The organism is Dactylosporangium salmoneum, assembly GCF_039532525.1.
In the GTDB taxonomy this organism is placed as follows: domain Bacteria; phylum Actinomycetota; class Actinomycetes; order Mycobacteriales; family Micromonosporaceae; genus Dactylosporangium; species Dactylosporangium salmoneum.
Genome location: NZ_BAAARV010000019.1, coordinates 115,388 through 140,184, shown reverse-complemented (window position 1 = coordinate 140,184; position 24,797 = coordinate 115,388). Strand labels below are relative to the sequence as shown.

The window sequence follows — 24,797 nt, the reverse complement described above, 5'->3', positions numbered from 1 at the left end:
GCGAGGGAGGCGGGAGCGGTGTCATGCTCCGGCTGATCCTGCGGCGGCTGGCCAGCGCCGTTCTGGTGCTGCTCCTCGCCTCCGTCGTGATCTTTACGGTGATCTCGGTCTCGGGAGATCCGTTGGGCGAACTGCGGGACCGGCAGCCGCCGGTCCCGCCCTCGGTCATCGCCGCCGAGGAGGCCCGGCTGGGCCTGAACGCGTCCCTGCCGATGCGGTACCTGACCTGGCTGGGCGGCGTGCTGCACGGCGACTTCGGCCCGTCCACCAACGCCAACCGCGACATCGGCGCGGAACTGGCCGGCCGGGTCGGAGTCACCCTGCGCCTGGTGGTCCTGGCCATCGTCATCTCGCTCATCCTGTCCCTGGTCGCCGGTACCGTGGCCGCCTTGTACCAGCGGCGCTGGCCGGACCTGGTCCTGACCCCGGCCGCGTTCGTCCTGCTGGCCCTGCCGTCCTTCTGGCTCGCGGTGCTGCTCAAGCAGTGGGGCATATGGTTCAACAACTCGACCGGGTACCAGGTCTTCTACACCGTCGGCGAGGCGTCCGTACCCCGGCCGCAGGGGTTCGGGCCGATGCTCGCTGACCTCTCCGGGCACCTGGTGCTCCCCACGATCGTGCTGACCCTGGTGCACTTCGCGACGTGGAGCCGCTACCAGCGGGCCGCGATCGCCGAGGGGCTGGCCGGTGACCACGTCCGGTTCGCGGTGCTCAAGGGCCTGTCCAAGCGTCGCATCGTCACCTCGTACGTGGTGCGTCCCGCGCTGATCCCGATCGTCACCATCGTGGCGCTCGACCTGCCGGTGGTGTTCTCCGGGGCGGTCATCACCGAGACGGTCTTCCAGTGGCGCGGGATGGGCGGGTTCCTGCTGGAATCCATCGCCAACCGCGATACCAACGCCGTGCTGGCCTGGCTGCTCGTCGCCGCGACCGCGGTGGTCGTCTTCAACCTGCTCGCCGACATCCTGTACGGCCTGGTGGATCCGAGGGTGCGCTATGCCCGATCGTGAACTGGCCGCCGGCGCGGGCACGTCGAAGCTGGCGGTCACCTTCGGCCGGTTCGTCCGGCACAAGGTGGGCATGACCGCCCTCGTGGTGCTGGTCCTGGTCATCCTGGCCGCGATCATCGTCCCCGCACTGTGGACCTACGGGTACTCCGACATCACGCCCGACCTGTCGCAGTCGCCGTCCGCGGAGCATCCGATGGGTACCGACACCCTGGGGCGGGATCTGCTGGCGCTGGTGCTGCGTGGCATGCAGCAGTCCCTGCTGATCGCCTTCTCGGTCACCATCATTGCCTGCCTCATCGGCGTCGTGCTGGGTGTGGTGTCCGGCTACTTCGGCCGATACGTGGACGCCGCCGTGATGCGCCTCGTCGACCTGGTGCTGACCCTGCCCACCCTCGCGCTGGCCGCGTTCCTGGGCTCGGTCGTCGCCGGTCGGGGGGTGTCCTGGCTGGGACTGGCCCTGGTACTGGGCTCGCTGATGTGGACCTCGGTGGCCCGGCTGGTCCGCGGGGTGGTGCTCAGCCTGCGCGAACTGGCCTTCGTCGACGCGGCCCGGGTGATGGGGGCCAGCCCGGCGCGCATCATGTTCCGCCACCTCGTCCCCAGCGTGTCCGACCACATCGTGGTGGCCGGAACCCTGATGTTCGGGGTGGCCATCCTGGCCGAGAGCAGCCTGTCGTTCCTGGGCTTCGGGGTACAGCCGCCGGACACCTCGCTGGGCCTGCTGGTCGCCAACGCGCAGTCCGCCGTGCTGACCCGCCCGTGGCTGTTCTACTTCCCGGGCCTGCTGATCATCACGATCGTGCTGTCGGTGAACTACGTCGGCGAAGGGTTGCGGGATGCCTTCAACCCGAAATCCTCACCCACCAACCCGCTGGCCACACCGCGCCGCCGCCGCCGCCGGACGGCGCCGGCCCAGCGCCGCGCAGCCGCCCCGGCCCCGTCGGGCGCGCTGCTGACCCTGACCGATCTGTCGGTCCGCTTCGGCGAGCACCTGGCGGTGGACTCGGTCACCCTGGAGATCCAACCGGGCGAGGTCCTCGCCCTCGTCGGCGAGTCCGGCTCGGGCAAGTCGCTCACCGGGCTTTCGGTGCTGGGACTGCTGCCCAACTCCGCGATCGGCGACGGGTCGGTCCGCTTCGCCGGTGACGAACTGTCCGACCTCACCTTCAACCAGTGGCGGGCGTACCGGGGCCGGCGGATCGCGATGATCCTGCAGGATCCGTCCACCACGCTCAACCCGGTGCTCACCATCGGCGCCCAGTTCCTGGACTCGATGCGGCTGTCGGGCAACGTCACCCGGGCGGCCGCGCGCCGGCGCGCGATCGAACTGATGGAGAGCGTCGCCATCAAGGACGCGTCCGCGCGCCTCGACCAGTACCCGCACCAACTCTCCGGCGGGATGCGCCAGCGCATCGCGATCGCCCTGGCGATGGTGCACGACCCCGAGCTGATCATCGCGGACGAGCCCACCACCGCCCTGGACGTCACCGTGCAGTCCCAGGTGATGGCGACCCTGGCCCTGGCCCGGGAACGCACCGGCGCCGCGATGCTGTTCATCACCCACGACCTGGCCCTGGTGGCCGGGATCGCGGACCGGGTGGCCGTCATGTACCAGGGCCGGATCGTCGAGGAGCAGGACGTGTTCGCCATCTTCGACGCACCGCGGGCGGACTACACGCGCAGGCTGCTGTCGTTGGCTCCACGCATCGGGGGAGGGGCGGTGGAACCGCGATGACCGAACTGCTGCGGGTCACCGAACTGGTGAAGCACTTCCGGGCGCCCCGCTCCGCCCGCCGCCACGGCCGGGCCATCGTGCATGCGCTGTGCTCGGTGTCGCTGTCCGTGGGTACCGGCGAGACACTGGGCATCGTCGGCGAGTCCGGCTCCGGCAAGACCACCCTGCTGCGCACCACCCTCGGGCTGCAGAAGCCCAGTGCCGGCCGGGTCGAGTTCCTGGGCAGGGACGTCTTCGCGCAGAAGGGCCGGGCGGCCCGCGCGCTGCGCCGGGACATCTCGGTCGTGTTCCAGGACCCGTACACCTCGCTGGATCCGCGGATGACGGTGGCGGACATCCTCGACGAGCCGGCCCGGATCCACGGACTTCGCACCGGTACCAAGGCCTTGGCGCTGCTGGACCAGGTCCGGCTGCCGGCGGCCAGCCTGCGCCGGTTCCCGCACGAGTTCTCCGGCGGCCAGCGGCAACGTATCGCCATCGCGCGGGCGCTGGCGCTGGACCCGAAGCTGATCGTCCTCGACGAGCCGGTGTCCGCGCTGGACGTCTCGGTGCAGGCGGAAATCCTCGGCCTGCTCAAGGAGCTGCAGCGCGACCGCAGCGTCTCGTACCTGTTCGTGGCGCACGACCTGGCCGTCGTCGCGGACCTGTCGCACCGGGTCGGCGTCATGTACGGCGGCCAGCTGGTGGAGCTGGGCCCGACACGCCACGTCATCAGCGAGGCCCGCCACCCGTACACCCGGGAACTGCTGGCCGCCGTGCCGGTGCCCGACCCACGCCTCGAACGAGCCAAGCCACGGCAGCCCCGGCGCCAGTGGCCGAACGACACCGAGGGCCTGCCGCCCTGCCCGCACGGCGACTCCCTCTAGCAATGCCTGCCCGTGCGCGCCGTTGCACAAGGTGCGCGCCGACGGGCGGCGTAACCCGACAGGAAAGGCGTTCATGTCCATCGACTTTGTGGTTGCCACGCCGCACGACGCGATCGAATTCAATGACGTCTATCGCAACGTGACCGGCAGCGCCGGCTATCTCGCCTGCAACAACATCTACAACCGCGTGGTCCTGAACGAGTGGTACGACATCAATCCGTTCCCCGACCTGGCCACCCATTGGGAGCAGCTGGACGGGTCGCGGCGCTGGCGGTTCCACCTCAACCAGGCGGCGCGCTGGCAGGACGGTACCCCGCTGACCGCGCACGACATCGTCTATACCCATCTGCACGCCAAGAAGATGGGCTACCAGGGTGCGATGTTCCTCAAGGACGTCGAGACGATCGTCGCGGTCAACGACCACACCGTCGACTATGTTCTGCACACCCCGAACTCCGGGTTTCTGGTCCTGCTGGGCAACTTCATCTTCGCGCACGTCCTGCCCCGGCACCTGTACGAGGGCACCGACTGGGCCACCAACCCGCACAACCTCAGCCCGGTCGGTTCCGGGCCGTTCCGGCTGGCCGAGTGGATTCCGGGCGAACACATCATCATGGAGGCCGTCAAGAACCACTGGGGCCCGCAGCCCGAGATCGACCGGCTGATCCTGAAGATCGTCCCGGACCGCGACGAGTGCGTCCGGATGGTCGCCCGGGGCGAGGCGCACATCGTTCCGCAGGACACGCTCACGAAGGATCGCCTGCACCTGGTCCAGGGCGCGCCCGGCGTGGAGATCATGACCCGGGAAGGCCCCGGCATGGCGCTGCTGGACTTCAACCACGGCCGGGAACTGTGGCAGGACAAGCGGGTCCGCGACGCGGTCGCGCACGCCGTCAACCGTGACGAGATCGCCCAGCTCGGCGACCCCGGTGTCTCCCAGGCCTGGGACCACTACCTGCTCGGCAACTCCTGGGCGTTCAACCCGGACGCGAAGGCGCCCGGCCACGACGTCGGGCGGGCGCGGGCCCTGCTCGACGAGGCCGGCGTCACCGCCGACGCGAACGGGGTCCGTGGCCGGCTGACCGTCTACTACATGGACATGTTCCACGGGCACCAGCCGCTGGCCGAGATCGTCGCCCGGCAGCTGGGCGAGGTCGGATTCGAGGTCACCTTCGCCGGTCTGCCCTCCGTGGACTGGGCCCGTGAGGTACGCACGCGGCACGACTTCGACCTGATCATCGTGGGCGGCTCGATGGCGCCGGACCCGGAGATCACCGCGACCAAGTACTCGACGGGCGGGCAGAACAACATGGGCCTGCACCGCAACCCCGACGTGGACGCCGCCTACCTGGCCGCCCGCCGGGCCGGTGCCCAGGCTGAGCGCCGCGAGCACTACCAGCAGTTGCAGGCCGTCTGGGCGCGGGACACCGAATGGGTGCCGCTCTTCTGGTACGGCATGTACTACCCGCGGAGCGAGAAGTTCTTCGGCTGGGCCGACCAGCTCGGCTACTCCGTACCGTGGTGGCACTGGGGCCGGATGCGTCCGGTCGCCTGACCGGTCACAGGTACCCCACATCGCCGGCGGCTACGGACCCGCAGCCGCCGGCGGGAGTTCCGGCGTTGTGGACTGACGCCGTCATAATGGGGCCGTGATCCCACCGCCGCCGGCGCCTGACGCTGTGTTGTTCCGTAGCTCCGTGGGCCGGGCCGTCGCGTTCTCTGCTGTCATGGCCGTCCTCGCGTGGCTGTGTGCCGCCGGGTTCTACGTGGGTCTGACGGCGCTGCTCGGCGGGCCGGTCGGCCGCATCGTCCAGTTTGTCGTCCTTCCGCAGTTCACGACGCCATTGCTCGCCGTCCTCGGCGCGTCGCTCTGGATGCTGATTCGCAGCCCGTACTGGGTCCGGCTGTCCGCCGCCGGCGTGGAGGTCGGCACGACCCGCGCCCGGGCGGTCCTGATTCCGTGGTCGGGCGTGGAGTCGGCGACGCTCCGTGGCTGGTCGGTCTTCGCCAACCTCGACGTTGTCCCGCACCCGGTGGCGATGATCGCGTTGCAGGACGCGAAGGGCGATCTGCCTCGGATGCGCACGCGCGGCGGGCGGCGGGGCTATCGCGTGCAGGTCGGGCTCTTCCCGGGCGGCTCAGCGGCGGTGACGGCCGCACTGCGCGCCCGGGGCATTCCGGAGGCCCGCCTGCCCGCGCCCACCGCCGGCCCCCGCTGACTCCTTACGTCTGAGGAACCTGCTCCTGCGCGAGCAGGGCTGTACCACTCGATAGCAGCCGATCGTCCTCGATCTCGCCAAACACGCCCAAGTCCGCTCGCGAGCGTCATCGTCGCCACCGTGCCCATGCGGCTACGAAGCGACGACTGAATCTGTCTTCGTGACGATCTGCCCACGCAGCGGGGCCAGCGCCGCGCCGATCTGGGCCACCTGCTCGTCGGCCACGCCGAGGTCGGTCAGCGTGCCGGCCAGGTGGGCCACGACCGCGTCGAAGTCGGCGTCGGTGATGTCCAGCCCGGCGTGCGCGGCGGCCATGTCGCGGCCGGCGAAGATCTGCGGGCCGCCGAGCGCCGCGGCGATGAACGCCCGCTGGTGCGTCTTGAGCCGCTGGATGTCGACGTCGGTGTCACGGAGCTGATCTTCAAGCTCCCCGCAGCGCCGCACTGACCCGCTCGGCGTCGGGCAGGCCCAGATCGGTGTAGACGGTCAGGGCGTGCCGCCACGCGCGCCGGGCGCCGGCCCGGTCGCCGGCCGCAGCGTGGAGGCCTGCCAGGCCCTCGTGGGCGACGGCCTCCTGGAGCCGCTCGCCGGTCTCCGCGGCGAGGGCGAGGGCCTCGCTGTACCGGTCCCGCGCCGCGTCCGGCTCGCCCGCGGCGGCCAGTGCGGCGCCCAGCCCGTTGAGCGTGTCGATCTCGCGGGCGCGCGCCCCGATCTCGCGGAACAGGCTCAGGGCGCGATGGTGGTGCACGATCGCCTCCCCGGACCGGCCGAGGACGAGCAGCGCGCGGGCCAGGTTGTGCAGTGCGTCCGCCTGTCCGGCGGGGTAGCCGATGTCGGCACAGATCGCGTAGGCCTGCTCGTGACACTCGACGGCCCGATCGGCGGCGCCGGTCTCCTGGCGGAGCAGGCCCAGCGTGTCCAGCGCGTAGGCCTCGCCGTGCCGGGCGCCGAGCTCGCGCAGCAGCATGAGGGCCTGGTCGAGGCTCTCGGCCGCGGCCTCGAGGTCGCCGAACTGCCGGTTGCCGGTGCTGATGTGGACGAGCTGGATCGCCTCGCCGAGCCGGTGGCCGGCCGCCCGGAACGTGTCGAGGGCGGCGTAGTGGTACTCGCGGGCGCTCTCGTAGTCGCCGAGGCGCCATGCGGCGATGCCGATCAGCTCCTGGCTGCGCCCCTCGCCGGCGGCGTCACCGGCCGCCCGGAACCGTTCCAGCGCCTGGTGGTGCAGCTCGACGGCGTCGGCGAAGCGGCCGAGCCGCAGGTAGGTGACGCCGAGATGGTTCAGCGCGGTGGCCTCGGCGGTGGGGTCGCCGTGCTGCCGGGCGGCCTCGCGGGCCCGGGAGTGCAGGTCCTGCGCCTCGGTGTAGTAGCCCAGGTCGAGGTACCGCTGCAGGGTCCGGGCGATGGCGATCGTCTCGGCGGGCCGGCCGCGCCCGGCGAGCGCGACGGCGTTGGCGCGTTCGCGGTCCAGCCAGGCCCGGGCGGCGGCCACCCGGTCGAACAAGCCGGTCGGGGCGGCGTCCGACTCGCCGGGCAGGACGGTCGCGATGGCGGCCGTGGCCGTGTCCACGTAGTACTCGATGAGGCGGCCGAGGGCCGCGATCCGCACGGGGTCGGGGTCCTCCTCGCGGCCGCGCTCGGCGGCGTACGCGTGCAGCACGTCGTGCATCGTGAAGCGGCCGGTTTCCGGCTCGGCGAGCAGGTGCGCGCCCGTGAGCTCGGCCAGCAGCGGCGCGACCTCGGCCTGGCTGTGCCCCGCGAGCCGGGCCGCGCCAGCCGCCCCGAGGTCGGGGCCGGGATGCTGGCCGAGGAGGCGCAGCAGCCGGGCGGCGGCCGGCGTCAGCTGCCGGTAGGAGCAGTCGAGGACGGCGCGCACGTCGGTGCCGGGCTCGTCGCCGTGCAGCGCATCGAGGCGGTCGGCCAGCTCGGCCGCGAGACTCGCGAGCGGCAGGCCCGGCCTGGTCGCCGCCCGGGCGGCGGCGACGGCGAGGGCGAGCGGCAGCCGGGCGCACCGCTCGACGATCGCGTCGACCGCTTCGGCCTCCGCCCGGATCCGCTCCGCGCCCAACCGGCGGGTCAGCAGCGCGCGGGCCTCGTCGGCGGGGAGCAGATCCAGCAGTACCGGTTGCGCGCCCTCGGTCGCGACCAGCCCGGTGAGGTGGTGGCGGCTGGTGACGAGGGCCACGCAGCCGGGCGCGGCCGGCAGCAGCGGGCGGACCTGGTCGGCGTCACGGGCATTGTCGAGCAGCACGAGCATCCGCCGGCCGGAGAGCAGCGTCCGGTACTGCGCGGCGCGCCCCTCGAGATCGCCCGGCACCCGCCCCGGCGGCAGCCCCAGCGCGGTCAGGAAGCCGTGCAGCGCCCCGGCGGCGGTGACCGCGTCGCCGGTGGGGTGGAAGCCGCGGAGGTTGACGTAGAGCTGCCCGTCCGGGAACCGGGCCCGGACCCGGTGCCCCCAGTGCACGGCGAGCGTCGTCTTGCCCACGCCGGCGGTACCCGACACGACGATGACGGCCGCCGACCCGAGCCGGTCGAGCGCCGCGACGGCGGCCCCGCGCCCGGCGAACGCCTGCAGGTCGGCCGGCAGCTGGGCCGGTGCCGGCCGGGTGGGCGCGGCGACCGGCGCGGGTGCCTGCGGTATCACTGCGGGCTCCTGCCGCAGCACCCGCCGGTGCGCGGCCATCAGGTCGGGGCCCGGCTCGACGCCGAGCTCGCCGACGAGCCGCTGCCGGATGTGCCCGTAGACCGCGAGCGCGTCGGCTTGGCGCCCCTCGGCCGCCAGCACCGCGATGAGCTGCGCGTGCAGCGGCTCGTGGAGCGGGTGCGCGGCGGCGAGGTCGCGCAGGGCGGGCAGGCAGCGGTGAGCCTGCCCGGCGGCGAGGGCGAACTCGGCGTGGCGCAGCGCCATCCGTACCCGCTCCTCCACGACGGTGGTGACGAGCGGGTGGTCGCGTAGCTGCGGCACATCCTCCAGCGGCGCGCCCCGCCACAGCCGGGCGGCCCGCTCCAGCAGATCGAGCGCCTGCTCGGGCGGAGCCGCGGCGGCCGCCAGGACATCCCGCCGGAACGCGCCGAGGTCGAGCCGGTCGTCGGCGACCTCGAGCCGGTACCCGCCCGGCGTCCGGTGGATGACCGGGTCCCCGTCGCGCCCGCCCGGGCGCAGCGCCGAGCGCAGCCGTGACACGTGCGTGTAGAGCGCGCCCGCGGCGTCCGCCGGCCGGCCGCCGTCGTGCAGCAGCTCGAGCAGGTCCGCCAGCGGTACCGCCGCATTGGCCGACAGCGCGAGCCGCCCGAACACCGCCCGCCGGGCCCCGCGTCCGACCGGCACCGCCTCGCCGCCGCGCTGCACGACCAGCGGCCCGAGCACCCCGATCCGCACCGGCGCGTCGCCGTCGACGCCGGGCTCCTCGACGCCCAGCCCCAGCACCTCCGCGAGTGCCTCGGCCGACCCGCGGTGCGGCCGGCGGGTGCGCCCCTGCTCGAGGTCGCGGATCGCCGCCACGCTGAGCCCTACCCGCTCGGCCAGCTCCCGCTGACTGAGGCCGGCCGCCACGCGGTGCCGCCGCAGCAGCGCACCGAACTCCTCGCCACCCATACGAGCAGGGTACGGGTTTCACTTGCAAGATCACGGAAAGGTTCGTCCGTAATGATCGATCAGCGCCATTTTGGACGGGTGCCGCGGCCGATCACGGGGCGGCCGCGGTACCCGCCCGCTCACCGCCGCCGGCGTCCTGCGCGACCCCGCCGAGGCGGCTGTCGCGGGCCAGGCACCGGTACCACGACCGCTTCGCTGCTCAAACCAGCCACGATCTTGCCAACGCCCAATGCAACGAAGCCGTTCGGGCCGCTGAGGTGTACGGAACAGTGCGGGTCGGGCGCGCCTACATCTCGGCCAGAATCTTCGCCTTCGCCTGTTCGTACTCGGCTGGCGACAGTGCACCGGAGTCTCGCAGAGACTGCAGCATGGTCAACCTGACCAGCGGGTCCGTCGTCGGGGCGGGCTGCGCGGTGCCCGGCACGGCCTTGAACAATTGCCCGTCGTTGAACGTGACCGGCGCGCCGAACGGCGATGCCGCCGGACCAACGTTGCCAAAGGGGTGCGGGTGCGGCGGCGGGACGGGCGCCGCCGGCTGCTGGAACCGTAGCCGGCCCAGGATGAAGCTCGCGAGGCTGCCGATGATGGCGAGGGGCAGGATGAACGCCCATTTGCCGGTCCCCGGTGGGCACTGCCGGGCAGAGACGTAGTTGCCCCCGGACGCGCAGGAGCCGCCCCGGACCAGCTGGAAGAGCGCGAAGAGCGCGATGCCCAGGCATACGACGCCGAGCAGGAAGCCGATCGTGGCACGGACTCGATACATCACGGCGTGACCGTACAGGCCAAGGCGTTCCATCGGCGTCGTTGCGTACGGAATGCGACCCATCGGCTGCCCGCGTGGGTCTCGGCCCCCACGATGCGCCGGCAGTGCTGGTGCCGCGTCCCGCCGCTCCGCGCTTGCCGGCTCGCCGACCGTACGCGCCTCAGGCGTTGAGGTAGGCGAGGACGGCGCGGACCCGGCGGTTGTCGTCGTCGGAGGGTGGCAGATCGAGTTTGTTGAGGATGCTGTTGATGTGTTTGCTGACGGCCTTCTCGGTGATGCCGAGCTTGGCCGCGATCGCGGAGTTGGAACGACCTTCGGCCATTTCGCCGAGCACCTCGCGCTCCCGGGCGGTGAGCACCGCCAAGGGCTCGCGACGGGCGAGCAGCTGGGAGATCACCTCCGGATCCATGGCCGTGCCACCACCGGCCACGCGGTGCACGGCGTCGACGAACTCGCCGATGTGGGACACCCGGTCCTTGAGCAGATAGCCGACACCGCCGTGCGGGGTGGCGAGCAGCTCGCGCGCGTAGAGCGGCTCCACGTGTTGGGAGAGCATCAGCATCGGCAGCCCGGGAATGCGGGTACGGGCCGCGATCGCGGCCTGCAGTCCCTCGTCGGTGAAGGTCGGCGGCAGTCGCACGTCGATGACCGCGACGTCGGGCTCGTGTTTGATGAGGGCGGGCAGCAGGGCCGGCCCGTTGTCGATGGATGCGACGACGTCGAAGTCGAACGCCTGCAGCAGCCGGGTCAGCCCGTCCCGGAGGAGGGCGTGGTCTTCGGCAATGACAACGCGCACGGCAACTCCATGGTGATGACGGTGGGCCCTGACGGCGGACTCGACAACGCCATGGTGCCGTCGAACGCGGCAAGGCGGCGCTCGATGCCGCGCAGTCCGGAGCCGGCCGTGGGGTCGGCGCCTCCGTTGCCGTCGTCAGTGACCACGATGGTCAGGACCCCGCTCGTGTGGCGCAGGGTCACCGATCCGCGGTGGGCGTGGCTGTGCCGGACCAGGTTGGTCAGCGTCTCGGCGATGGCGAAGTACGCCGCGGACTCGACCGGCGTGTCGGGCCGGCCCGGCAGGTCGACCTCGACCGAGATCTCCACGGGCAGGCCGATCGCCAGCGCGCGGACGGCCCCGCTGAGCCCCCGCTCGGCCAACACGGGCGGATGGATGCCGCGGACAAGATGCCGCAGCTCGACCAGTGCCGCACCACTGGATTCGCGGGCCTCTGCGAGCAGCTTGCGAGCGCCGGCCGGGTTGCGGTCGAGCAGTTCGTCGGCCAAGCCGATCACCATGCTCAGCGAGACCAGGCGGGCCTGGACGCCGTCGTGCAGGTCCCGTTCGATGCGGCGTAGCTCCGCCGCCTGAGCATCCACCGTGTCCGCCCGCGTCACCGTCAGCTGCGTGACGCGTAGCCGGAGTTCGGCCGTCTTTGTCGGTGCGAGGAACAGGTGGGCGAAATGGGCATCGACGCGACGCAGCCAGGGCGCCAGCGACAGGCCGGCGGCCAGGAAGAACGCGCCTTGCGGCACGCAGAGCAGGCCCGCGCCGGGTGACTCGACGGACCAGATCGCGCCGTAGCCGTACCACCCGGTGCCGAGCCAGATCCACAGCGGTGTCAACGTCAGACCGGCGATCCCGTAGAGCGGCAGGAGAACGGCGATCACCCCGAGCCCGCAACCAACGACCGCGCCCGGCGCGAGCCATGCGATGTCGCGCCATGTGGCCGGGTCCGTCACTGTCCACCGGAAGCGCTGCCAGCCACCGGGCGCGGCCCGCTCCGGCTCTGGATGGTACGGGCGCGTCACGAGCACGCCGGTCCTCGAGGCCCGCCGACGCTCCAGGTCGGCGCGCATCCGGACCAGACTCATCGTCCACGGGACAAGCGCCAGGCCCAGGAACGGCACTGGGCTGAGCGCCAGCGCCACAACGGAAACGACCAGCAGCGGCAGGTTGGTGAAAGCCAGTCCCACGGCCGCCAGGCCGGACAGGACGCCGCGAGTACCGCGGCCGGCCCATCGGGCCGTCAGCCCGCCTGCTCCGGTCACGCCCACGGTGCACATTGTGCCAGCCGGGTTCGTGGCTGAGCGGTGGTGCTAGCACCCCCAAGGCGGGGAACCTGGCGCTCCTGACGGGCCGCCCATCGGCCGGTGTACTGAGGGCATGACGATCACGACGACACCGCCGCGAGCGCCGGCGGGTAGTGACTTCGCCGTCCTGGCCCGCCGGATCAACGCAGAAGGGCTGATGGAACGCCGGCCCGCCTACTACGCTGCCCGGCTGAGCGTCGTCGCGCTCATGCTGCTCGGCGGGTGGACCGCGTTCGTGCTGATCGGCTCGTCGTGGTGGCAACTGGTGACCGCAGTCTTCCTCGCCGTCACCTTCGCCCAGGTCGCACTCGTAGCCCATGACCTGGCGCACCGCCAGGTGTTCCGTACCCGGCGGCCCAGCGAGTTCGCCGGGCTGCTGGCCGGCAACGTCGGCATCGGCATGAGCTACGGCTGGTGGATGGACAAGCACACCCGCCACCACAACAACCCCAACCACGACGACCTCGACCCGGACGTCGCCCCCGAGGTCCTCATCTGGGCGACCGAATCGGCCGCCGGCCGGCGCGGACTGGCCGGCTTCATCACCCGGCACCAGGCTGCCCTGTTCTTCCCGCTCCTCACGCTGCTCGCCATCGACCTGAAGGTTTCCAGCGTCAAGGCACTGCGCAACGGCGTGACGAAGCGCCGCGGCCTGGAGAGCGCGCTGCTCGTCCTGCACGCCGTGTGCTACCTGGCGGCGCTGCTGATCGTCCTGTCCCCGCTGCAGGCCGTCGCCTTCCTCGTCGTGCATCAGGCAATGTTCGGCGTGTACCTGGGCATGACGTTCGCGCCGAACCACAAGGGCATGCCGCACCCGTCCGGCGACGAGGACTTCCTGCGCAAGCAGGTGCTCACCTCCCGCAACGTCCGCGGCGGCTGGCTGACCGACGCAGCGCTCGGCGGCCTCAACTACCAGATCGAGCACCACCTGTTCCCCGGCATGCCGTCACCCAACCTGCGCCGGGCGCAACCCATCGTCCAGGCGTACTGCGAAGACATCGGCGTCCCGTACGAACAAACCAGCCTCGTCACCTCCTACCGGCAGGCCCTGCAATACCTGCACGAGGTCGGAGCACCGGCCCGCGCGGAACACGCAACCCGCTGATCTGACCGGCAACCAGCACCGCGACGGCGACCGGTCAAAGTTCCGCGTCAGATGCGCAGCCGGGGTGACGCGGCGGCGAGCGCGGAGCCGAGGGCGACGGCCTCGGCGAGGGTCGCGGCCGAGTGGACCCGCTCGTCGTCCCAGCTGGCGCAGACCTCGAACGCGGCGCCCTCCTGCGCGATCCGAACCTTCCCGGCCGACGGGTCGTACGCGTCGAGCCAGCAGGTCACGGCCCGGCGGTGCGATGAGGTGCTCGGCCGGAGCCGGCCGAGCACCTCATCGGCGTGGACGGCCTCCAGCAGCCGCATCGGCGGCGTCACCGGGCCCCACGTGGCCAGGTCCAGGGTGCTGGCCCAGGCCGCCTGCGCCGGGTTGCCGTCCTCGTACGCCTGGGCGAGCGGCTCGGCCTCCAGGAACCCGAACCGGGTGACGAGGTCCCGCAGGGTCACACCGCCACGCCACGCGGCGACGGCGGTGACGACGTCGGTGAGGTCGCCGGTCGCCCCGGTCGCCCAGGCGTGCGAGGCGCATGCGGCGGTGACGACGAACGCCCGCCGGCCGACCCCGAGGCTGCACGACACCCAGCCCCGGTCGACCGGCAGCCACGCGTTGCAGAAGGCGGTCGGCCCGTCCGGCACGACGACCCGACCGATGTCGAGCGACAGGCCGCGGGCCCGGCCCTGCAACGCAGGCCCGAGCCCGCCCGCCACCACCACGTCAGGATATTGCGACAAATCCATCGATGACGACCTCGACACTCCTAGTCAACGACTCTCCCGTTGGTCCACCGCGCCGCAGCGGTCGACGGGGGCACGGTAACAGGAACGGGCCCGGGATCGGCAACGCATTTGAATGTATTGATGGAGCTGACCGTGGGTCTGGTGGTGCTGGGGGCGGGCGTGGTGGCGCGGGCGAGGATGCCGATCGCGGCGAGGGCGCAGGCGACGCCGACGGCCGAGAGCGTGCCCGCGTACCCGGTGACGGTCGTGAGCGCGGCGCCGGCGAGCGGGGCGGCGGCCTTGGCGAGGGTGACGGGGGTGTTGAGGGTGCCGGCGATGGTGGCGTAGGCGGCGGTGCCGTACCGGTCGGCGAGCAGCGCGGGCGAAGCCAGGGACGCGACGCCGAACCCGACCCCGAAGGCGACGACGCCGGCGACCGCGCCGGCCCGGCTGTCAGCCAGCAGCGGCAGGGCGCCTGCGGCGATGGCCTGCGTGGTGAACGCCGCGGCGACCATGGTCGGCAGCGACCACCGGCGGCGGGCGCTGGTGAGCAGCAGCCGCCCGGTCACAGACAGCACGCCGAGCAGCCCGGCGACGGTGGCGGCGAAGGTGGCCGGGTGACCGCGGCTGATCAGGAACCCGACGAGGTGGACGGTCATCACGCTCATTGCCGCGCCGTGCGCGACGAACGCGATGGCCAGGCACCAGAACCGGCCGTCGCGGTGGGCAGCCCGGACCGCCGCGGCCCGCTCCGCGGCGCTCGTGCGCGGTGGGCCGCCGTGCCTGGTCGCCGGCGCTCGCACGACGATGGCGTGCAGCGGCACCGCGACCACCGCGTACAGCGCGGCGAGGCCGAGCAGCGTCGTGCGCCACCCGTAACGGTGCTCGAGGAGGCCGGTGAGGGGCATGAAGATGGTGGAAGCGAATCCGGCCACGACGATCATCGCCAGGATCGCGCGGGGCCGCCGATCCGTGTCGAACCAGGAGACGATGACCGCGGTCGCGGCGTCGTAGAGGGCCATGGCCATCGCCACGCCGAGCGCGGCGAATACGGCGTAGAGCTGCCAGACCGCCTCGATCCGGGACCACGCCACGAGCAGCAGCGCGCCGGCGAGGGATCCGGTGGTCATGAGGCCGCGGCCGCCGTGCCGGTCCAGCCACCGTCCGATGGGGATCGCGGCGGCGGCCCAGGCGAGGATCGCGGTGGTGAGCGCGCCGGTGACCGCCGCCGGGCTGGTGTGCAGGTCCGCGGCCATGGGGTGCAGCAGGACGGCGAAGGCGTAGTAGAGGCAGCCGTACCCGACGGTCTGGGTGACGGCGAACGCGGCGACGATCCGCCACCCGTGCAAGACCGGCCGGCGGCCGCGAACCTTCGGGGTCGCGGCCGCCGGCGCCGTGGTGTCCATCCGGGTGGTCAGCCGCAGCAGGCGTCGCCGGACTGCTGCTGCCCGCCCGGACCGACGACCGGGAGCAGGGTCAGCGGTGTGGCGAGCAGCCCGCCGCTGACCCCGGTGGCCAGGCCGCGCCCGGCCGGGGTGGCAACGGGCGTGGGGCCGCAGCAGCCGCCGCCGGTGATCGCGGCGGAGTCGAGGGGGACGTCGCTGCTGCAGACGCCGGTCTCGGGCAGGTCGAGGTGGACGTCGCGGGCGGCTTCCCAGTCGCCGGCGAGGGCGGCGACGACGGAGCGGGCCTGTTCGTAGCCGGTGGCGAGCAGGAACGTCGGCGCCCGCCCGTAGGACTTGACGCCAACGGCGTAGTAGCCCGCCTCGGGGTGGGTGAGCTCGTCGACGCCGTGCGGCGGGACGGTGCCGCACGAGTGCTCGTTCGGGTCGATCAGCGGCGCCAGGGCGCGCGCGGCGCCGAGGATCGGGTCCAGGTCCAGGCGCAGCTCACCGGTCATGCCGTGGTCGGGCCGGAAGCCGGTCGCCGACACAATGCGGTCCGCGGTGATCTCCCGGCTGCCGTCCGAGGCGGTCACCAAGCCGTCGGCGGTGACGGTGAGCGCCTGGACGGAGAAGCCCGGGATGAGCTCGATGGTGCCGGCCTCGACGTGTTCGCGCAGCCGGGTGCCGATCGCGCCGCGGGCGGGCAGCGCGTCGGCGGTCTCTCCGCCGTAGGTGCGGGCCGCGCTGGAAGAGCGGATTGCCCACACCACCGAGGTCTCGGGTGCCTGGCCGGCGAGTTCGGCCAAGAACAACAGCGTGTTCGCGGCCGAGTGGCCGGCCCCGACGACGAGCGTCCGCCGGCCGGCGAACCGGTCACGATCGGCACCGAGCACATCGGGCAGCGCCTGCTCGATGAACCCGGCGACGGCCTCCTCGCCGCGGGCGGGGATACCAGAGGCACCGAGGACGTTCGGCGTCGTCCAGGTGCCGGACGCGTCGATCACCGCCCGGGCCGGGACGTCGTCGCCGTCGAGCCGCACGAGGAACGGTGCGGCGTCGCGGCCGGCGGTGCGCAGCCGGTCGACGCCGAGGCGGGTGACGGCGCGGACCCGGGCGCCGTAGCGGATGTGCGGCTTCAGGGCGGGCGCGTCGGCGAGGGCCTGCAGGTAGTCGTCGGCGAGCTGTGCCCCGGTCGGAAGTACCTCGGGGTCGGGCTCGACCCACCCGGCGCCGACCAGCAGCCGCCGTGCGGCGGCGTCGATGTTGTACCGCCACGGCGAGAACAGCCGGACGTGGCCCCACTCCCGGACGGCGGCGGCGGGCCGGTCGCCGGCCTCGAGGACGGTGAACGCGATGCCGCGCTCGGCGAGGTGCGCGGCCGCGGCGAGGCCGACCGGCCCGGCACCGATGACGACGACCGGCAGGCCGTCGAGCTGGCTGGTCATATCAGAAGATCCCTTCGATTGTTTTGAGAAATGTCGAATCAGCAGAGCGGACTGCGCCCGCATCGCGGATGGTCGCGGGGTGAGGTGGTGCTAGCTGATGTGCGTGCTGCGGCGTTCGATGAAGACCACGTCGCGCCATCGGTTGCCCCGGCTGGCGTGGCGGCCGACGCGTTCGCGGACGCCGACGGTGCGGAACCCGGCGGCGTGGTGCAGGGCGAGGCTGGCAGTGTTCTCCGGGAAGACGCCGGACTGGATGGTCCAGATGCCGGCGGCCTCCGTAGAGGCGATGAGCGCGTCGAGCAGCGCCCGCCCGACGCCGCTGCCCTGTGCGGCTGGGTCGACGTAGACGGAGTGTTCGACCACGCCTGCGTACACCGCGCGCGCCGAGACCCGTGATACGGCCACCCAGCCGAGTACCGTCCCGGCCTCGTCGACGGCGACGAGGCGGTGCTCGGGCAGCTTCGCCGCATCGAACGCCGCCCAGTCCGGGGCCGCGTGCTCGAAGCTGGCGTTGCCGCCGTCCATCCCGGCCTGGTAGATCGCCAGCACCCGGGCCGCGTCGCCGTCGAGCATCGGGCGGATCGTCACGACGTTCACGCACAGTCTCCGGTCGGGGTCGGGGCCGGGCGGCCCATGACGACGTCGGCGGCGGACGGGAAGCAGCCGATGCACGCCTCGTTGATCCGGTAGTGCCGCGCCGTGCCGACGGGCTCGACGAGGACGAACCGGACCTCGGTGAGGACCTTCAGATGCTGTGACACCGTCGACTGCGCCAGCCCCACCGCCGTGACCAGTTCGCCGACGCTCATCGGCCGGCCCTGCCGCGCCAGGTACTCCACGATCTGCACCCGCGACGGATCGGCGAGGGCCCGGAACCACGACGCGTACGTCTCCGCGACCGCCCGGTCGAGCAGCTCGGTCACCATCCACCAACTTCATCGTTTATCGCCGATCTACGATGAAACGGTACCCGGGTCGGCCGTGACGAGCAACCCGGTCGCGACGACGAGCCGGGCGACCGCGGTCAGGGTGGCCGTCTCGACGCGGTCCGGGGTGTCGGCCGGGCTGTGGTAGCCGGCCATCCCGGCGCCGATCCCGACCGAGGGCAGACCCGCGGCGGCGTAGCGGCGGTTGTCCGAGGCGACCGGTCCGGCGACCAAGGGCAGGCCGGTGTGCCGACCGGCCTGGTCGAGCGCGGCGAGCAGGCCGTGTGCCGCCCCGCCGGCCTCGACGGCGGCCGCCTGGTGGAGGTGGCCGGCGCCGTCGACGTTGATGACGAGCGGAGTCGCGCCGGCGGCGCGCAGCTGGGCGGCGTGGTGGGCGGAGCCGAGCGCGCCGGCCTCCTCGCCGTCCAGCAATGCCACCGCCAGCCCCACCGTGTCCGGCAGGAGCGCGGCGAGGACCCGCCCGGCTTCGAGGACGACGGCGACGCCGCTCCCGTTGTCCGCCGCGGCGGGCTGGCGCAGGCCGGGGTGGTCGCCGACGCCGTCGTAGTGCGCGGTCAGCAGTACTTCCGGCCCGTCCGTGGCGGGGCGCCAGCGACCGTGCACGTTCGCGGCGGGCAGGTCGAGCCGCCGGATCGGCGTGTTCCCGGCGAACGTGCCGGTGCCTCTGCTCGCGGCGTGCAGGACGGCGGCGTGGGTGGCGGTGTCGAGGGTGAGGATCGGCAGCGGCCCCGGGTTGGGCCCGGCGAGCATCGTGTAGTGCCAACCGTCCGCGTCGACCCCGCGGCCCAGCAGCAGGCCGAGCGCGCCGTGCGCGTGGCCGTAGGCGTCGAACAGCGTCATCCCGTCCGGCACGGCCAGCCATCGACCAACCGGGTCACCGGTCCCGGCGACCCCGAGTGCCCCGCGGCGGATCAGCGGCTCGTCCCCGGCTGCCAGGTGCACGGCCATCTGGCGGCCGTACTCCAGCCGCATTTCGGCGGTGCCATCGGACCAGTGCACGCTCGGCGCGGTGTAGACCTCGGGGACGTGCAGCACCGTGAAGGACTCCAGGGTCACTTCGGCGCCTACGTCGGCGAGGTGCTGGCCAAGCCAGGCGCGGGCGGCGGCCCCGCCGGCGCTGCCGACCCGCCGCCCCGTGAACGCCACCCCGGCGAGCGTCGCGACAGTGGCGGCCATCCGCTCGCCTGACACCTGCTCCAGTGCCACCCGGAGCCGGTCGGCGACGAGCGCGGCGGCCGCCGGTCGGACCGGGGTGCTCATCCGCAGCAGCCCTGTCCGGCGGCGACCGCGTCGGCCTTCGCCGCACTGCCGCAGCAGGTGCCCTCCGCGGTCGCCTCGGCCGAGGTACCGCAGCACGGCGCGCCGGCAGCGGCCGGCTCGGGCAGGGTGAGCGTGGCGGCAGGCGGGTTGCCGCAGCAGCCGCCCGTCCCGGCGACGGTCAGCGCAGCGGCCGGGTCGCCGGTGAACCCGCCGGTCGACCCGGTCGCGGCGGTGCTGGTGGTCTCGCTCATAGTCGGTCCTTTCAGGTGGTTGGGCGTGGCTTGTCGAGGTCAATCAACTTCGGCCGCAGCCGGGCCGGGGCAAGATTGGTCACCGGGGACCGGCGAGCGCCGCGAGATGAGTGCGGGTGCGCTCGATCCGGGCAACGACCCGCTGGTCCGGCGTGGAAACCGAAGCGCAGCCGTCACAGAACCGGACCCCGGCCCGGAGTCGGGCACGGCGCAGCGTGCGGAACATGACGACCTCCAGATCACGGCGCCGAGACTGTCTCGACGTCCGTCTAATCAACAGTTGCACGCTGATTTGAGATCTGTCAACCTAGAGATATGTCGAAACAGCCGCCGGTGCTCACGCTCACCGACCTCAACGCTGGTGAGCCGTGCTGCACCCCGCTCGCGCAGCAGCGCCTGCCCGCGGAGACCGCCACGGTTCTCGCCCCGGCGTTCAAGGCGCTCGGCGATCCGGTCCGGCTGCAGCTCATGTCGATGATCGCCTCCGCCGAGGACGGCGAGATCTGCGTCTGCGACCTCACCCCGGCGTTCGACCTGTCTGGGCCGACCATCTCGCACCACCTGCGCACCCTGCGCGAGGCCGGCCTGGTCGACGCGGACCGGCGCGGCACGTGGGTGTACTACCGCGCCCGGGTGGGAGTGCTGCGCCAGCTGGCCGCGCTGCTTTCGGTCGCGGAGCCGGCCGCCTGACCGCCGGCCGCCTGACCGCCGGCCGCCTGACCGCCGGCCGCCTGACCGTGAAAGGTCAGCGGCCGGGCATCGGCAGGGGGCAGCCGGTGGGCCGCACCGTCGGCGGTGCGGCGACTCCATCACATGATCACCGGAGCGTGGCCGACCGGCGATTTTCCGTCACCATCCGCCGGGGCCTGCCGCGCCCAGGCTGCCTTGACAACCCGACAATCACTCAATCAATATTGAGTCAATGAACGCCGAGCTTTCATCCTTGCAGGTGCGGGCCCGGGTGCACGCCGCGCTCGGCGAACCCGCCCGCCTCGCCATCGTCGACACGCTCGTGCTGGGCGACGCCTCCCCGGGCGAGGTCGGCCAGCAGCTGGGCCTGCCGACGAACCTCGTCGCGCACCACGTCAAAGTGCTGCAGGACGCCGGCCTCGTCACCCGGACCCGGTCCGAGGGCGATCGCCGCCGTACGTACCTGCGCCTTGTTCCCGAGGTCCTCGCCTCCCTCGCCCCGCCCGCCCTCGGCGCCGCCCAGCGGGTGGTGTTCGTATGTACACACAACTCAGCGCGATCGCAACTGGCCGCCGCGCTGTGGCGCGACCGGGTCGGCGGTGCGGTCGCCTCGGCCGGTACCCACCCGGCGCAGCGGGTGCATCCGCGGGCGGTGAAGGTCGCGCACCGGCACGGCCTCGCCCTCAACCCGACCGGCACCGCATACGTCGCCGACGTCGTCCACGACGGCGACCTCGTCATCGCGGTCTGCGACAACGCCCACGAGGACCTCGCCGGCCCGGACGCGCCCGTGCATCCGCGGCTGCACTGGTCGGTGCCGGACCCGGTCCGGGTCGACACCGACGCCGCGTTCGAGGCCGCCTACACCGACCTCGCCGACCGGATCACCCGCCTGGCGCCCGCGGTCACCCCCGCTCGCCGCCGGCCCGAGTAGGTTCTGGAGCCTCGCCATGACCGACGCACTCGCGCGCTTCTACCACCCCGATCTCTCCGTCGACCAGCAGCTCGCGCTGCGCACCGCGGCCCAGCGGCTGGCGCGGGAGTTCGACGGCACCTACGGCGCCGAGACCATCGAACGGTTCCTGCACACCAGCTACGAGCAGTTCGCATCGCTGTCCAGCGTGCCGAACTTCCTGCCGCTGCTCGCCGAACGCTTCGCCCGGCAGCGGCTGCACGCCCTCGCCCGCGTCGAAGGCCACCACCACGACGGCAAGCCCGTCGTGCTGTTCCTGTGCACGCACAACGCCGGCCGCTCCCAGATGGCGCTCGGGTTCTTCACCCACCTCGCCGGCGACCACGCGGTGGCCTGGTCCGGCGGGTCCGAACCCGGCCGGGAGATCAACCCGGCCGCGGTCACGGTGATGGCCGAACGCGGCATCGACATCACCGACGAGTACCCGAAGCCGTGGACCGACGAGATCGTCCGCGCCGCCACCGTCGTGGTCACCATGGGCTGCGGCGACGCCTGCCCGGTCTTCCCCGGCACCCGCTACGAGAACTGGAACGTCGACGACCCCGCCGGCCTCGACGTCACCGCCATCCGCCCGATCCGCGACGAGCTCGAACGCCGCGTCCGGCTACTCCTCGATCAGCTCGCCATAGCTGCCAACTGACCCACCCGACCCCCGAGACAGGACTTCCACGCTCGTGAACCCCACCCTGTGGCGGCGACTCCTCGCCGAGTTCGCCGGCACCGCCATGCTGGTCACCGCCGTTGTCGGCTCCGGCATCATGGCCACCCGGCTCAGCGACGACATCGGACTGCAGCTGCTCGAGAACTCCGTCGCCACCGCCTTCGCCCTCGGCGCGCTCATCCTCACCTTCGGCCCGGTCTCCGGCGCCCACTTCAACCCCGTCGTCTCGGCCGCGGACTGGTTCCTCGGCCGCCGCACCGGCACCGGGCTGCCCGCCCGGGACCTCGGTGGCTACGTCGTCGCCCAGACCGCCGGAGCGATCGCCGGGGCCGTGCTGGCGGACCTGATGTTCAAGCTGCCCGCGGTCGACTTCTCGGACAAGCACCGCACCGGATCCGACCTGTGGCTCGGCGAGGTCGTCGCCACCGCCGGCCTGCTGCTGCTCATCTTCGCCCTGGCCCGATCCGGCCGCGCGGCCGTGGCCCCGGCGGCGGTCGGCGCGTACATCGGCGCCGCGTACTGGTTCACCTCGTCGACGTCGTTCGCGAACCCTGCCGTGACGATCGGCCGCGCGTTCACCGACACGTTCGCCGGGATCGCGCCGTCCTCGGTGCCCGGGTTCATCGTCGCCCAGATCGCCGGCCTCGCCGTCGGCGTCGGGCTCCTGCTCGCGCTCTATCCGTCCGTCGGCAGCGCCGCCGGTGACGTCATCGTCCACCGATCCGAACCCAGCCAGCTCGAGGAGCACCACTGATGGGCACCAGACCCGCCGTCCTGTTCGTGTGCGTGCACAACGCCGGCCGCTCCCAGATGGCCGCCGGCTGGCTGCGCCACCTCGCCGGCGACACCGTCGAAGTCCGTTCCGCAGGCTCCGAACCCGCGGACCAGATCAACCCGGTCGCCGTGGAGGCGATGCGCGAGGTCGGCATCGACATCACCGCCAACACGCCGCGCAAGCTCGACTGGGACACCGCCGAGTCCTCCGACGTGCTCATCACCATGGGCTGCGGCGACGTCTGCCCCGTCTTCCCCGGCAAGCGCTACCTCGACTGGCAACTCGACGACCCCGCCGGCCAGGGCATCGAGGCCGTCCGTCCGATCCGCGACGAGATCCGCCGCCGGGTCGAGCAACTCATCACCGAGCTGCCCGTCACCACCGGCTGACGACCCGTCCACGCGCTCCGCCGCCGGGCCAGGTCCTCCCCGGCGGCGGTCCCTGCCTGCCTTCCGTCACCGTTGCCACGACGGCGACGACCACAAGGCGTACTACCCCGGCGCCACCCCCGTCCGTATCCGCATCACCGGCGACCGCACCACCGGCCGGCTCCTCGGCGCGCAAGTCCTCGGCCACCGTGGCGCCGAGATCGCCGAACGCATCGACATCTACGCCACCGCCATCAGCCACGGCGCCTCCGTCGCCGACATCATCGACCTCGACCTCTCCAACACCCCGCCCCTTGGCAGCCCGTGGGACGCGGTCCAGGCCGCCGCCACCGCCTGGTACCGAACCGTCGCCGACCCGGCAACCTGATACCTCGCAGCGCGTCAGCAACCGGCTCCGCGACGCGATGATGCCCGTCGGCTAGCTCGCGCGGAGGCGCGGCCGTCATGGCGGACATCGCGGTCGCGGCCTATCGTCGCTGCCCACCCGCGTCGCAGAGGTTGTCCGTCACACTGCCTCATGGTCAGGCATCAATGAGTTGTGGCGATCGTCCTATCCGGCGATCGGAGCGCTGGTGGCCGTCCTTCCAGAACATGACGAACCTGATCTGCTGACCCACTGGATGAGCCAAGCAGAGTCGGCCGGGCGGCCGCGTCGTCGGCGGCCCGATGTGGTCGGCGGGTTGCAATTCGCGTTCTACGGTCGGGTGTCGACGGCCGGCGTCCAGGAAACCGATTCGTCATGACGGTGGCAACGGGACGTGGCCAAGGACCTTAGTCGGATTGCTCGTCGGTGCCGTTGAACAGGCTGACGAGTCCGTGCGGCGCGCCGTCGCCGAAGATCAGGTCGATGGTCTCGTGCGCCGCGACGGCTTCGGCGTGGGCGCGGCGGAACATCACGTCCTCGTACGCCGTGATAGCGCCCTCGATGTCGCCAGGGTTCGCGGCGATGGCTTCGCCGAGTTCGGCTCCGTCGAGCATGGCGATGTTGGCACCCTCGCCGCCCGGGACGGTGACGTGGGCGGCGTCGCCAAGGAGCGTCACGCCCGGCACGCGGGTCCACCGGTGCTCGTCGGGGAGCTGGTAGATCCTGCGCAGGATCGGTGGGGCGTCGGCGTCGGTGATGAGGCCGGTGAGTTCGGGTGCCCATCCCTCGAATTCGGCGACGATCCGCTTCGTGGCATCGGGGTCGATAAAGTCGATGTCGGCGAACCATTCGATCGGGTGGTTCAGGATGACGTACGTGTGGATGGTGTTTCCCGCTTCCCGGTGGGCGAGGAATCCCTTGCCGGGGATGAGGGCGTACATGGCGCCGTTGCCGACCGCTTTGGCGGCGGCGGGGTGGTGTTCGTCGACGTCGTGCAGGTAGGTGTCGATATAGCTCATGCCCGCGTACGTCGGCTTTTCGTCCGACAGCAGCGCTCGCACCTTGGACCAGGTGCCCTCGGCGCCGACGAGGATGTCGGTGGTGGCCGTCGAGCGGTCGGCGAAGGTGAGTTCGTGCCGGCCCTTGTCGAGGGGCGTGGTGGAGACGAGCTTCTTGCCCCACTGAACGGTGTCGGCGGGCAGGGACTCCAGCAGGATGCGCCGGATGTCCCCGCGCAGCGCTTCGGGGCGGGTCATCGAGCCGTCGTCGGGAACGTCGGCGAGTACGGTGCCGTGTTGGTCGAGGACCCGCTGCGCGCCGCCGCCCCGGTGGATGATCTCGCGGTACTTGCTCGTGAGCCCGGCCATTTGCAGGGCGAGTTGGCCGTTGTGCTCGTGCAGGTCGAGCTGGCCGCCCTGGGTGCGGGCGTCGGCGGAGGCGTCCGCGTCGTAGACGGTGACCGGGATGCCGTGCCGGTGCAGGACGCGGGCGAGCGTGAGGCCGCCGAGGCCGGCGCCGACGACCGTGACTGGTGTGGTCATGAGAGTCCCTTCAAAG

At 72.3% G+C, this 24,797-nt stretch carries 25 protein-coding genes; 12 read left to right on the top strand and 13 right to left on the bottom strand.

Annotation, left to right across the window (positions count from 1 at the left end; all coding sequences use genetic code 11):
- The first annotated feature begins 23 nt into the window (after window positions 1-23).
- From ABD352_RS11040 to ABD352_RS11020, 5 genes are all read left to right on the top strand, one after another.
- Complete coding sequence (locus ABD352_RS11040; RefSeq protein ID WP_344612183.1) at window positions 24-1,010, top strand: ABC transporter permease; 987 nt, start codon at window positions 24-26, stop codon at window positions 1,008-1,010.
- Window positions 997-2,745, top strand: a complete 1,749-nt coding sequence (locus ABD352_RS11035; RefSeq protein ID WP_344612182.1) for a dipeptide/oligopeptide/nickel ABC transporter permease/ATP-binding protein — start codon at window positions 997-999, stop codon at window positions 2,743-2,745. Before ABD352_RS11040 ends, ABD352_RS11035 begins: the two co-directional genes overlap by 14 nt.
- A complete protein-coding gene (locus ABD352_RS11030; protein ID WP_344612181.1) occupies window positions 2,742-3,611 on the top strand; it encodes an ATP-binding cassette domain-containing protein in 870 nt (289 codons plus the stop codon). The genes ABD352_RS11035 and ABD352_RS11030 overlap by 4 nt, the downstream gene beginning before the upstream one ends.
- A gap of 73 nt (window positions 3,612-3,684) precedes the next feature.
- Complete coding sequence (locus ABD352_RS11025) at window positions 3,685-5,166, top strand: ABC transporter substrate-binding protein (RefSeq protein ID WP_344612180.1); 1,482 nt, start codon at window positions 3,685-3,687, stop codon at window positions 5,164-5,166.
- Window positions 5,167-5,338: 172 nt separating this feature from the next.
- The gene (locus tag ABD352_RS11020) at window positions 5,339-5,830 is read left to right on the top strand and encodes a hypothetical protein (protein ID WP_344612179.1); all 492 of its coding nucleotides are present in this window, start codon (window positions 5,339-5,341) and stop codon (window positions 5,828-5,830) included.
- Between the two features lie 132 nt (window positions 5,831-5,962).
- Here ABD352_RS11020 and ABD352_RS11015 read toward each other — a convergent pair whose 3' ends face one another.
- From ABD352_RS11015 to ABD352_RS10995, 5 genes are all read right to left on the bottom strand, one after another.
- Complete coding sequence (locus tag ABD352_RS11015; RefSeq protein WP_344612178.1) at window positions 5,963-6,274, bottom strand: group I truncated hemoglobin; 312 nt, start codon at window positions 6,272-6,274, stop codon at window positions 5,963-5,965.
- A complete protein-coding gene (locus tag ABD352_RS11010) occupies window positions 6,252-9,422 on the bottom strand; it encodes a tetratricopeptide repeat protein (RefSeq protein WP_344612177.1) in 3,171 nt (1,056 codons plus the stop codon). The genes ABD352_RS11015 and ABD352_RS11010 overlap by 23 nt, the downstream gene beginning before the upstream one ends.
- A 286-nt stretch (window positions 9,423-9,708) precedes the next feature.
- Window positions 9,709-10,218 (bottom strand): SHOCT domain-containing protein, encoded by a 510-nt coding sequence (locus ABD352_RS11005; protein ID WP_344612176.1) that lies wholly within the window; start codon window positions 10,216-10,218, stop codon window positions 9,709-9,711.
- A 127-nt stretch (window positions 10,219-10,345) separates the two neighbouring features.
- Window positions 10,346-10,981: a LuxR C-terminal-related transcriptional regulator gene (locus ABD352_RS11000; RefSeq protein ID WP_344612175.1), complete on the bottom strand. Its 636-nt coding sequence runs from the start codon at window positions 10,979-10,981 to the stop codon at window positions 10,346-10,348.
- Window positions 10,933-12,240 (bottom strand): sensor histidine kinase, encoded by a 1,308-nt coding sequence (locus tag ABD352_RS10995; RefSeq protein WP_344612174.1) that lies wholly within the window; start codon window positions 12,238-12,240, stop codon window positions 10,933-10,935. The genes ABD352_RS11000 and ABD352_RS10995 overlap by 49 nt, the downstream gene beginning before the upstream one ends.
- Window positions 12,241-12,349: 109 nt before the next feature.
- On the opposite strand from ABD352_RS10995, the gene ABD352_RS10990 reads away from it, so the two are divergent.
- The gene (locus ABD352_RS10990) at window positions 12,350-13,381 is read left to right on the top strand and encodes a fatty acid desaturase family protein (RefSeq protein ID WP_344612173.1); all 1,032 of its coding nucleotides are present in this window, start codon (window positions 12,350-12,352) and stop codon (window positions 13,379-13,381) included.
- Window positions 13,382-13,428: 47 nt separating this feature from the next.
- Here the strand turns inward: ABD352_RS10990 and ABD352_RS10985 are convergent, their stop codons facing one another.
- The 7 genes from ABD352_RS10985 to ABD352_RS10955 form a co-directional block, all read right to left on the bottom strand.
- Window positions 13,429-14,121: a hypothetical protein gene (locus tag ABD352_RS10985; RefSeq protein ID WP_344612172.1), complete on the bottom strand. Its 693-nt coding sequence runs from the start codon at window positions 14,119-14,121 to the stop codon at window positions 13,429-13,431.
- Between the two features lie 20 nt (window positions 14,122-14,141).
- Window positions 14,142-15,506, bottom strand: coding sequence for an MFS transporter (locus ABD352_RS10980; RefSeq protein WP_344612171.1), 1,365 nt, complete (start codon window positions 15,504-15,506; stop codon window positions 14,142-14,144).
- 8 nt (window positions 15,507-15,514) lie between these two features.
- On the bottom strand, window positions 15,515-16,930 hold the full coding sequence (locus ABD352_RS10975) for an FAD-dependent oxidoreductase (RefSeq protein ID WP_344612170.1): 1,416 nt from the start codon (window positions 16,928-16,930) through the stop codon (window positions 15,515-15,517).
- Between the two features lie 90 nt (window positions 16,931-17,020).
- A complete protein-coding gene (locus tag ABD352_RS10970) occupies window positions 17,021-17,503 on the bottom strand; it encodes a GNAT family N-acetyltransferase (protein ID WP_425553526.1) in 483 nt (160 codons plus the stop codon).
- 20 nt (window positions 17,504-17,523) lie between these two features.
- Window positions 17,524-17,856 (bottom strand): ArsR/SmtB family transcription factor, encoded by a 333-nt coding sequence (locus ABD352_RS10965; protein WP_344612168.1) that lies wholly within the window; start codon window positions 17,854-17,856, stop codon window positions 17,524-17,526.
- 27 nt (window positions 17,857-17,883) lie between these two features.
- Window positions 17,884-19,137, bottom strand: coding sequence for a M28 family metallopeptidase (locus ABD352_RS10960; RefSeq protein WP_344612167.1), 1,254 nt, complete (start codon window positions 19,135-19,137; stop codon window positions 17,884-17,886).
- Window positions 19,134-19,388 carry a hypothetical protein gene (locus tag ABD352_RS10955; RefSeq protein ID WP_344612166.1) on the bottom strand — a complete coding sequence of 85 codons (255 nt, stop codon included), beginning with the start codon at window positions 19,386-19,388 and terminating at the stop codon, window positions 19,134-19,136. Before ABD352_RS10955 ends, ABD352_RS10960 begins: the two co-directional genes overlap by 4 nt.
- Window positions 19,389-19,703: 315 nt before the next feature.
- Between ABD352_RS10955 and ABD352_RS10950 the strand changes: the two genes are divergently transcribed.
- The 6 genes from ABD352_RS10950 (at window position 19,704) to ABD352_RS10925 (ending at window position 23,243) form a co-directional block, all read left to right on the top strand.
- The gene (locus tag ABD352_RS10950; protein WP_344612165.1) at window positions 19,704-20,078 is read left to right on the top strand and encodes an ArsR/SmtB family transcription factor; all 375 of its coding nucleotides are present in this window, start codon (window positions 19,704-19,706) and stop codon (window positions 20,076-20,078) included.
- Window positions 20,079-20,310: 232 nt separating this feature from the next.
- Complete coding sequence (locus ABD352_RS10945) at window positions 20,311-21,012, top strand: arsenate reductase/protein-tyrosine-phosphatase family protein (protein WP_344612164.1); 702 nt, start codon at window positions 20,311-20,313, stop codon at window positions 21,010-21,012.
- 16 nt (window positions 21,013-21,028) lie between these two features.
- Window positions 21,029-21,691 carry an arsenate reductase ArsC gene (locus tag ABD352_RS10940; RefSeq protein ID WP_344612163.1) on the top strand — a complete coding sequence of 221 codons (663 nt, stop codon included), beginning with the start codon at window positions 21,029-21,031 and terminating at the stop codon, window positions 21,689-21,691.
- 34 nt (window positions 21,692-21,725) lie between these two features.
- Complete coding sequence (locus ABD352_RS10935; RefSeq protein WP_344612162.1) at window positions 21,726-22,466, top strand: MIP/aquaporin family protein; 741 nt, start codon at window positions 21,726-21,728, stop codon at window positions 22,464-22,466.
- A complete protein-coding gene (locus tag ABD352_RS10930) occupies window positions 22,466-22,876 on the top strand; it encodes an arsenate reductase ArsC (protein WP_344612161.1) in 411 nt (136 codons plus the stop codon). The genes ABD352_RS10935 and ABD352_RS10930 overlap by 1 nt, the downstream gene beginning before the upstream one ends.
- Window positions 22,877-22,928: 52 nt before the next feature.
- Window positions 22,929-23,243, top strand: coding sequence for a hypothetical protein (locus tag ABD352_RS10925; protein ID WP_344612401.1), 315 nt, complete (start codon window positions 22,929-22,931; stop codon window positions 23,241-23,243).
- Window positions 23,244-23,647: 404 nt separating this feature from the next.
- On the opposite strand, the gene ABD352_RS10920 is transcribed toward ABD352_RS10925, so the two are convergent.
- The gene (locus ABD352_RS10920; RefSeq protein WP_344612160.1) at window positions 23,648-24,781 is read right to left on the bottom strand and encodes an FAD-dependent oxidoreductase; all 1,134 of its coding nucleotides are present in this window, start codon (window positions 24,779-24,781) and stop codon (window positions 23,648-23,650) included.
- Between the last annotated feature and the right edge of the window lie 16 nt (window positions 24,782-24,797).

What these genes read in the sequence shown, in the direction of transcription:
- ABD352_RS10930 (WP_344612161.1), top strand. Translation starts at nt 22,466, where the DNA reads ATGGGCACCAGACCCGCCGTCCTGTTCGTGTGCGTGCACAACGCCGGC.
- ABD352_RS10950 (WP_344612165.1), top strand. Translation starts at nt 19,704, where the DNA reads ATGTCGAAACAGCCGCCGGTGCTCACGCTCACCGACCTCAACGCTGGT.
- ABD352_RS11020 (WP_344612179.1), top strand. Translation starts at nt 5,339, where the DNA reads ATGGCCGTCCTCGCGTGGCTGTGTGCCGCCGGGTTCTACGTGGGTCTG.
- ABD352_RS10965 (WP_344612168.1), bottom strand. Translation starts at nt 17,856, where the DNA reads ATGGTGACCGAGCTGCTCGACCGGGCGGTCGCGGAGACGTACGCGTCG.
- ABD352_RS11005 (WP_344612176.1), bottom strand. Translation starts at nt 10,218, where the DNA reads ATGGAACGCCTTGGCCTGTACGGTCACGCCGTGATGTATCGAGTCCGT.
- ABD352_RS10970 (WP_425553526.1), bottom strand. Translation starts at nt 17,503, where the DNA reads ATGCTCGACGGCGACGCGGCCCGGGTGCTGGCGATCTACCAGGCCGGG.
- ABD352_RS10990 (WP_344612173.1), top strand. Translation starts at nt 12,350, where the DNA reads ATGACGATCACGACGACACCGCCGCGAGCGCCGGCGGGTAGTGACTTC.
- ABD352_RS10920 (WP_344612160.1), bottom strand. Translation starts at nt 24,781, where the DNA reads ATGACCACACCAGTCACGGTCGTCGGCGCCGGCCTCGGCGGCCTCACG.
- ABD352_RS11030 (WP_344612181.1), top strand. Translation starts at nt 2,742, where the DNA reads ATGACCGAACTGCTGCGGGTCACCGAACTGGTGAAGCACTTCCGGGCG.
- ABD352_RS10940 (WP_344612163.1), top strand. Translation starts at nt 21,029, where the DNA reads ATGACCGACGCACTCGCGCGCTTCTACCACCCCGATCTCTCCGTCGAC.
- ABD352_RS10955 (WP_344612166.1), bottom strand. Translation starts at nt 19,388, where the DNA reads ATGAGCGAGACCACCAGCACCGCCGCGACCGGGTCGACCGGCGGGTTC.
- ABD352_RS10945 (WP_344612164.1), top strand. Translation starts at nt 20,311, where the DNA reads ATGAACGCCGAGCTTTCATCCTTGCAGGTGCGGGCCCGGGTGCACGCC.
- ABD352_RS11035 (WP_344612182.1), top strand. Translation starts at nt 997, where the DNA reads ATGCCCGATCGTGAACTGGCCGCCGGCGCGGGCACGTCGAAGCTGGCG.
- ABD352_RS11010 (WP_344612177.1), bottom strand. Translation starts at nt 9,422, where the DNA reads ATGGGTGGCGAGGAGTTCGGTGCGCTGCTGCGGCGGCACCGCGTGGCG.
- ABD352_RS10980 (WP_344612171.1), bottom strand. Translation starts at nt 15,506, where the DNA reads ATGGACACCACGGCGCCGGCGGCCGCGACCCCGAAGGTTCGCGGCCGC.
- ABD352_RS11025 (WP_344612180.1), top strand. Translation starts at nt 3,685, where the DNA reads ATGTCCATCGACTTTGTGGTTGCCACGCCGCACGACGCGATCGAATTC.
- ABD352_RS10960 (WP_344612167.1), bottom strand. Translation starts at nt 19,137, where the DNA reads ATGAGCACCCCGGTCCGACCGGCGGCCGCCGCGCTCGTCGCCGACCGG.
- ABD352_RS11040 (WP_344612183.1), top strand. Translation starts at nt 24, where the DNA reads ATGCTCCGGCTGATCCTGCGGCGGCTGGCCAGCGCCGTTCTGGTGCTG.
- ABD352_RS10985 (WP_344612172.1), bottom strand. Translation starts at nt 14,121, where the DNA reads ATGGATTTGTCGCAATATCCTGACGTGGTGGTGGCGGGCGGGCTCGGG.
- ABD352_RS10975 (WP_344612170.1), bottom strand. Translation starts at nt 16,930, where the DNA reads ATGACCAGCCAGCTCGACGGCCTGCCGGTCGTCGTCATCGGTGCCGGG.